The sequence below is a fragment of the Mesorhizobium sp. M0276 genome, assembly GCF_040321755.1.
Classification (GTDB): Bacteria; Pseudomonadota; Alphaproteobacteria; order Rhizobiales; family Rhizobiaceae; genus Mesorhizobium.
Genome location: NZ_JAMYSC010000005.1, coordinates 187,068 through 194,573 on the forward strand (window position 1 = coordinate 187,068; position 7,506 = coordinate 194,573).

Annotated in this window: 5 protein-coding genes and 1 pseudogene; 3 read left to right on the forward strand and 3 right to left on the reverse strand. The window is 63.0% G+C overall.

The window, feature by feature from the left end:
- Positions 1-126: 126 nt before the first annotated feature.
- On the forward strand, positions 127-1,500 hold the full coding sequence (gene gltX, locus NKJ01_RS06600) for a glutamate--tRNA ligase (RefSeq protein ID WP_352605399.1): 1,374 nt from the start codon (positions 127-129) through the stop codon (positions 1,498-1,500).
- Here gltX and NKJ01_RS06605 read toward each other — a convergent pair.
- The 3 genes from NKJ01_RS06605 to NKJ01_RS06615 form a co-directional block, all read right to left on the reverse strand.
- Positions 1,418-2,626 carry a DUF2865 domain-containing protein gene (locus NKJ01_RS06605; protein ID WP_352726936.1) on the reverse strand — a complete coding sequence of 403 codons (1,209 nt, stop codon included), beginning with the start codon at positions 2,624-2,626 and terminating at the stop codon, positions 1,418-1,420. The two genes, gltX and NKJ01_RS06605, sit on opposite strands and share 83 nt — an antisense overlap.
- 90 nt (positions 2,627-2,716) lie before the next feature.
- Positions 2,717-5,041: an NADP-dependent malic enzyme gene (locus tag NKJ01_RS06610; protein WP_352726938.1), complete on the reverse strand. Its 2,325-nt coding sequence runs from the start codon at positions 5,039-5,041 to the stop codon at positions 2,717-2,719.
- Between the two features lie 175 nt (positions 5,042-5,216).
- Positions 5,217-5,996: an SDR family oxidoreductase gene (locus NKJ01_RS06615; RefSeq protein WP_352726939.1), complete on the reverse strand. Its 780-nt coding sequence runs from the start codon at positions 5,994-5,996 to the stop codon at positions 5,217-5,219.
- A 121-nt stretch (positions 5,997-6,117) separates the two neighbouring features.
- Between NKJ01_RS06615 and NKJ01_RS06620 the strand changes: the two genes are divergently transcribed.
- Positions 6,118-6,933: a UDP-2,3-diacylglucosamine diphosphatase gene (locus tag NKJ01_RS06620; protein WP_352726941.1), complete on the forward strand. Its 816-nt coding sequence runs from the start codon at positions 6,118-6,120 to the stop codon at positions 6,931-6,933.
- Positions 6,934-7,058: 125 nt separating this feature from the next.
- Positions 7,059-7,412 (forward strand): annotated as a pseudogene (locus NKJ01_RS06625) (MFS transporter); the annotation flags it as partial.
- Positions 7,413-7,506 lie beyond the last annotated feature (94 nt).

Here is a 7,506-nt window from a genome sequence, read left to right on the forward strand (position 1 = left end):
GCCGCCTAAGCGCCGACTGAGGCGCACGCCGGCCGGTCTTTTCATTCCAGCCGCCATGTTCTATGTCTGCCGGGCAACGCGGGGGCGCGTCTTGTCAACCGCAAAAGCATCCGGTACGCCCCGCTTATGACAGTTACCGTTCGTTTCGCCCCGTCGCCAACCGGCCGCATCCATATCGGCAATGCGCGCACGGCCTTGTTCAACTGGCTGTTTGCCATGAACAACAAGGGCCGCTTCATCCAGCGCTTCGACGACACTGACATTGCCCGCTCGAAGCAGGAATTTTCCGACGCCATCCTCTACGATCTGCATTGGCTGGGCATTTTCCCGGACGCCACCGAGTACCAGTCGCGGCGTTTCGAATTCTATGACGCGGCGGTTGAGAGGCTGAAAGCATCAGGTGTTCTTTATGCTTGCTACGAAACGCCGGAGGAGCTCGATCTCCGCCGCAAGGTGCGCCGAACGCGCGGCCTGCCGCCGGTCTATGGCCGCGAGGCGCTGGCCCTGACGCACGAGCAGATCGCCGAATACCAGGCCGATGGCCGCCGGCCGCACTGGCGTTTTCTCCTCCCCAATTTCTCGAGCGATCCGCAACAGCCGGAACGCACCGAAATCCAGTGGAACGATCTGGTGCGCGGCGAGGAAACCGTCGATCTCGCCTCGCTTTCCGATCCAGTGCTGGTTCGCGAGGACGGTACTTACCTCTATACGCTTCCCTCCGTGGTCGACGACATCGAGATGGGCATCAGTCATATCATCCGTGGCGACGACCACGTCACCAACACCGGCGTGCAGATTGCGCTGTTCAAGGCGCTGGCGGCCGAGCCGCCAGTATTCGGCCACCACAATCTCCTGACCACCGCATCGGGCGAGGGGCTGTCGAAGCGCACCGGCGCGCTCTCCATCGAAAGCCTGCGCGAGGACGGCATCGAGCCGATGGCGGTCGCTTCGCTGGCCGTGCTGGTCGGCACCTCGGAGAATGTCGCGGCGATGCCGACGATGAGTGAACTCGCCGAACATTTCGATCCCTCGGCGACATCGAAATCCGCGGCCAAATTCGATCCGGACGAGCTGTTCGTGCTCAACCGGACGCTGCTGCACCACATGCCATTCGCCGAGGCGCAAGACCGGCTGATCGTGCTCGGCGTCTCGGGCGAAGAGGCCGAACCGTTCTGGCTGGCAGTGCGTGGCAATCTCGACAGGCTGGCCGATGCGGCCAACTGGTGGCGTATCCTGCGCGAAGGACCGCAGGAGAAGCCGGAATTTTCCGATGACGACCGCAATTTCCTTCAACAGGCGTTCGATCTGCTGCCGGAGGAACCCTGGACCGCGACGATCTGGAAGGATTGGACGGGCAAGATAAGGGAAGCGACCGAGCGCAAGGGCAAGGCCTTGTTCATGCCGCTCAGGCTTGCCCTTACCGGGCTGCCTTCGGGGCCTGAGCTTGCAGATCTATTGCCGCTGATGGGTCGGGAAGGAACGTTGGCCCGACGACCCTGATTTTGCGCTGGTCCGGCGGCAAGGCTGATACCGGCGACGTCACCGGTTTGGCGGAAAGCCTCTTGATCGCCTCGCGGTCGAGCCCGCCTTGCAGATTGGCCAAGGTTTCCGGATCGGAACCGGGGTCCGGCTTGGAAACCGGGACCGGGATGATCGGTGCAGAATTCGTTTCGGGCTGGGATCGTTCCGGATTCGGCGGGTTGCCGGCGATGACCTGGAAATTCTGCGCGGCGTTGCAGCCGCAGGCCGGGGGCCGCGACATGTCTGGCTGCTTGTAGAGATAGGCGGTCGGCAATTCGCTGTAGGGCCTGCCGGTGACTGACGATGTCATCGAGGCCGAATCGTCGTCCATGCCGCGCGAATAGAAAACCTGCATCTCGGTGCCGGGGCAGCTCGATTCGCAATTCTTCTGGTCACGTTCGAAATCGCCTGCCGAGGCCGAGTTCGACATCGGGAAGAAGTAGCCGTCGCAGGTGCGCACACAGGAGGTGTGGAATTCGCCGCCGACGCTCGGAAAGTCCGGTACGCCGGGCCGGTTGAGCATCCGACGGACGCTGCGCTCCTCGCCGGGATCGTCAAGCTGGTCCAGCGTACCCGATGTATCGAGCTGCTGGCTGTTGTCGCCGAAAAGCTGATCGAACAGATTTGTGCTGCCGCCTTCGCGGTTGGCTTCCTGCAGCGGCGCGCGCCTTGGCGCAACTGTGTCGTCGCGGCAGCCATTGGCATCAAGCGCCGCCAGGATGCGTCCACGGTCACGGCGCGAGCCGCCGTCGGCCAGCCGCTCGCGCTTGCTCTGCAGCGCATCGAGATTGGCATTCATACGGTCGATGGTGGCGTTGAGCCCGGCACATTGATCGAGGTTGCGGCCAAACAGCGAAAAGCCGCACCCAGCCCGGCTCGCTTGGCTGCGAGCCTTCGAAATCTGCTCGCGTTGCCGGGCAATTGCGGACTCGTATTTCCGGATCAGCGCCGGACCGCCGCCAGCGCGAGAGGCTGCGGCAAGGTCGTTTTCCAACTGGCGGCAGATTCGCGAGGCGGCCTGTGGCTCGGCTACCCCCCATGTTGCGGACAATAGAAGGCCAAGCAGCACGGCAGCATGCGCCTGCTTCCACCCTCCGCTTGGCATCCACCCAAACTCCGCCTGCCCAAATCCCGCCCGCTGGCCCGCAAGGCTACCGTGTTCGCGGTTAACTGCAGTTTACCGCGAAATCCGCGTTCAGCCGAGATTGACGACCGCCTGCGCCTTGTGGGCGGCTTCGACCACGGCCAGTGCCGTCATGTTGACTACGCCGCGTGACGTGACCGAAGGCGTCAATATGTGCGCCGGCATGTCGGTGCCGAGCAGGATCGGCCCGACATGCAGTGCATCCATCATGGTCCTGAGCGCGGTCAGCGTGATGTTGGCCGAATCGAGGTTGGGGAACACCAGCAGATTGGCTTCGCCCTTCAGCCTGGAGTGGGGATAGACGCGCTGACGCAGATGCTCCGACAACGCAGTATCGGCGTGCATCTCGCCGTCGCACTCCAACTCGGGCGCGATACGCGCCAGGATGGCCGCCGCTTGCCGCATCTTGATCGCGCTCGGCGAATCGCGCGAGCCGAAATCGGAATGCGACAGGAGTGCTGCCTTCGGCTCGATGCCGAAACGCTGGATTTCTTCTGCTGCCAGCACTGTCATCTCGGCGATCTCCTCGGCCGTCGGGTCGACGGAGACGTGCGTGTCAGTGAGAAAGATGATGCCGCGCTGCGAGATCAGCATCGAGAGCGTGGAGAGGTCGCGATCCCGGACGCCGGTGCGCGGGCCTATGATCAGTGTGACGTTGCGCAGATGTCGCTCGAAGCGTCCTTCGAGGCCGCAGACCATGGCGTCGGCATCGCCGCGCTTCAGCGCAAGTGCTGCGATCACCGTGTTGTCGGTGCGCACCATGGTGCGCGCGGCCTCCGTCGTCACGCCGCGGCGGCCGGCGAGTTCGATCAGCAGGTCGACATAGTTGCGATAGCGCGGATCGTCCTCTGGATTGATCAGACCGAAATCGACGCCGGGCTTGATGCGCAGCCCATAACGCTTCAGGCGCACCTCGATCACATGCGGGCGGCCGATCAAAATCGGTTCGGCGATACCTTCCTCAAGCACCACTTGGGCAGCGCGCAGCACGCGCTCGTCCTCGCCGTCGGCGTAGATGACGCGCTTGGCGGTCGATGCCTTGGCCGACGAGAACACCGGCTTCATCACCAGGCCGGAGCGGAAGACGAAGCGGTTGAGCTTGTCGATGTAAGCGGCGAAGTCGGTGATCGGCCTGGTCGCGACACCGGTATCACAGGCAGCCTTGGCGACCGCCGGGGCGATGCGCAGGATCAGGCGCGGATCGAAGGGCGAGGGGATCAGGAACTCGGGGCCGAAGATTGGCGTCTCGCCGGAATAGGCACGGGCGGCGACATCGGAAGGTTCTTCACGGGCGAGTGCTGCGATCGCCCGCACCGCTGCCATCTTCATCTCCTCGTTGATGGCGCTGGCGCCGCAGTCGAGTGCGCCGCGAAAGATGTAAGGAAAGCACAGTACATTGTTGACTTGATTGGGAAAATCGGAACGGCCGGTGCAGATCATCGCATCGGGGCGCGCGGCGCGCGCCACCTCCGGCATGATCTCGGGATTCGGGTTGGCCAGCGCCAGGATCAGCGGCTTCGGCGCCATATGCTGGAGCAGTTCCGGCTTCAGCACGCCTGCCGCCGACAGGCCGAGAAAGACGTCGGCGCCTGATATGACATCGGCCAGCGTGCGTGCGTCCGTGTCCTTCACATAAGGATCTTTCCAGCGGTCCATCTCGTCGGTGCGGCCCTTATAGGCGACGCCGAAACGGTCGGTGACCCAGATGTTTTCCACCCGCGCACCAAGCGAAACCAACAGGTTGAGGCAGGCAAGGGCGGCAGCGCCGGCGCCAGAGCTGACGATCTTGATGTCCGTTATGGTCTTGCCGGCGAATTCCAGTCCGTTGAGCACGGCGGCGGCGACGATGATGGCGGTGCCGTGCTGGTCGTCGTGGAAGACCGGAATGCCCATGCGGGCCTTCAACTGCTCCTCGACCTCGAAGCACTCCGGCGCCTTGATGTCTTCGAGGTTGATGCCGCCGAAGGTCGGCTCCAGCGCCGAGATCGTCTCGACCATGCGCTCTATCCCCGGCGCGTCGATCTCGATGTCGAAGACGTCGATGCCGGCGAACTTCTTGAACAGGACGGCCTTGCCTTCCATGACCGGCTTGGAGGCCAGCGGGCCAATATTGCCGAGGCCGAGCACGGCCGACCCGTTGGAGACGACGCCGACCAGATTGGCACGCGCGGTGTAGTCGGCGGCGCTCGCCGGATCGTCGCGGATTTCCAGGCAAGGGGCGGCGACGCCTGGCGAATAGGCGAGCGCGAGGTCACGCTGGTTACCGAGCGGCTTGGTCGCCTGGATCTCGAGCTTTCCCGGCCTTGGGTGCTTGTGGAAGTAGAGGGCGGCTTCGTCGAGGTCCGAACGTGCCGTCTTTTTGCTCTCGCCTTCCATGCGGCTGCTCCCTCGGAATCTGCGTGAAGACCCCTTTTAGCATGCAGCCGAGGTTTTTCGCGACGCTAAATGACGCGCCGGCAGCTTTACCCGGCGGTGCGTCTAAAACGGTTAACTATCAATGACTTATGCGATTCGATAGCAAATGAGTCCTGCTGGTTGGCAGGCGCTTCGATCAGAAGGCGCTGACGTAGAGACCGCCATCGACCGGTATGTTCTGCCCCGTCAGATAGCCGGCATGGACCGAGCACAGGAAGGCGCAGATCTGGCCGAATTCCTCCGGCGTGCCGAGCCGCTTGGCCGGAACATCGGCGCTGATGCGGGTCTTGCGTGCGGCAGCTGCGGCAGGATCTTCTGATGTGCCGGCCTCGTGCGGTCCGCGCAGCCGGTCGGTGTCGAGCTTGCCCGGCAAAAGACTGTTGATGGTCACGTTGCGATCCACCACCGTCCGCGCCACGCCGGCCAGGAACGATGTCAGGCCGGCGCGCGCGCCGGACGACAGGTCGAGGCCGGGAATGGGCACGTAGACCGATAGTGAAGTGATGTTGACGATACGGCCGAAGCCGCGCGCCGCCATGCCGTCGAGGACAGCCTGGACCAGCTCGATCGGCGTCACCATATTCTGGGTGACGCCTTCGAGGATCTTTTCGCGGTCGAGCGTGCGAAAATCGCGAAGCGGCGGTCCGCCATTGTTGTTGACGAGGATATCCGGTTCCGGGCAGGCCGCGAGCAGCGCCTTCTGCACCTCGGGCTTGGAGACGTCACCAACGACTTCCGTCACCGTGACGCCGTAACGCTGGCGCAACTCCGCGGCGGTTTTCGCCACCAGATCTGCATTGCGCCCGTTGACGACGATGTCGCAGCCGGCTTCCGCCAGCGCCATCGCGCAACCGCGTCCAAGTCCCTTGCTCGAAGCGCAGACGATGGCCTTTTTCCCGCTGATGCCGAGATCCATGATGATTTCTCCTTGTGAGCCGGCGGCAAGCTAGTCCCTCGGCTGGACCAATCGCAACCGTCATACGGTTGTTGCATGAATGGGGGCATAGGCTGTCGCGAAAGCAACGGTGAAAATCGCGATGTCCGGCCAAGAGCCCCGCACTTTCCGCAGCATGTTCATTTCCGACGTCCATTTGGGCTCGAAGGCGGCCAAGGCCGAATTCCTGATCGATTTCCTGCGCCATCACGATGCCGATATCATCTATCTGGTCGGGGATATCGTCGACGGCTGGCGGCTGCGGCGGAACTGGCACTGGCCGCAAAGCCACAATGATGTCGTGCAGAAATTGCTGCGCAAGGCGCGCAAAGGCGCCAGCATCACCTACATCGCCGGCAACCATGACGAATTCGCCCGCCAGTTCCAAGGTGTGCATTTCGGCGGCATCGTCGTCGCCGACCGCGCCATCCACGAGACCGCCGACGGCAAGCGCCTGCTCGTCATCCATGGCGACCAGTTCGACACCGTCGTCCACAATGCGCGCTGGCTGGCCTATCTCGGCGATCACGCCTATGACGCGGCCATGCTGGTCAACCGCGTGGTGACGCGGCTGCGCCAGCTGCTCGGACTGCCATACTGGTCGTTCTCCTCCTGGGCCAAGGTCAACGTCAAGAAGGCGGTGAACTTCATCGGCTCGTTCCAGACCATGCTTGCGGACGAGGCGCGCCGCTCGCATGTCGACGGCGTCATTTGTGGCCACATCCATCATGCCGTCATCGAGAATTTTGGCGATGTCCAATACATCAACACCGGCGACTGGGTGGAAAGTTGCACGGCCGTGGTCGAACATTTTGACGGCCGGATGCAAATCCTGACCTGGGCACAGGTGCTGCCCGAAGCGCCGGACGAGCCCTTTATCCCGCTGCTCATCGAAGAACGGGTAGGGCAGGCGGCATAGCGCCGGCGGTCGTCCCGGCTCTGGGATCAATCGATTAGTCCAACCGGTTCCGCTGGGTTTTTGCCCATGTTAAGGGATCGATACACGTTGCCGTCAGGTCGAGTGCAGCGTGATTGGATCGATTCATGTCCCTGCCGCCGCTTTCGCCCGAACAACTCGTCAAGCCTCGCCATTTCGAACTGCGCATGAGCATGATCTTCGCGACGCTGTTCGTGCCGCTCGGAACACATCTGCCATATTTTCCGCTGTGGCTGCAGGCCAAGGGTTTTCATGCCGAGCAGATCGCCGTCATCCTGGCGGCGCCCATGTTCCTGCGCGTGGTGACGACGCCGTTGCTGACTGCGCTCGCCGACCGTGCCAGGGACCGCGCCGATGTCTATGTAGCGCTGGTGGCTGCGTCGCTGCTCTTGTCGGCGGGTTATTTCCTGGTGCCGACCTATGCGACGGTGCTGGCGGTGTCGCTGGCGCTGACAATCGTGTGCAGGGCGAAATCATGAATCGTTAACCTGCAAGGACGGCTTGGCGGTAGGTCGGGTTCATGAGGGCTTTGAGGCGCTTACGCTTGAGCGAGGT

Bases quoted from the DNA above. Each gene is read 5' to 3' on its own strand.
- gltX (WP_352605399.1), top strand. From the start codon at position 127: ATGACAGTTACCGTTCGTTTCGCCCCGTCGCCAACCGGCCGCATCCAT.
- NKJ01_RS06605 (WP_352726936.1), bottom strand. From the start codon at position 2,626: ATGCCAAGCGGAGGGTGGAAGCAGGCGCATGCTGCCGTGCTGCTTGGC.
- NKJ01_RS06610 (WP_352726938.1), bottom strand. From the start codon at position 5,041: ATGGAAGGCGAGAGCAAAAAGACGGCACGTTCGGACCTCGACGAAGCC.
- NKJ01_RS06615 (WP_352726939.1), bottom strand. From the start codon at position 5,996: ATGGATCTCGGCATCAGCGGGAAAAAGGCCATCGTCTGCGCTTCGAGC.
- NKJ01_RS06620 (WP_352726941.1), top strand. From the start codon at position 6,118: ATGTCCGGCCAAGAGCCCCGCACTTTCCGCAGCATGTTCATTTCCGAC.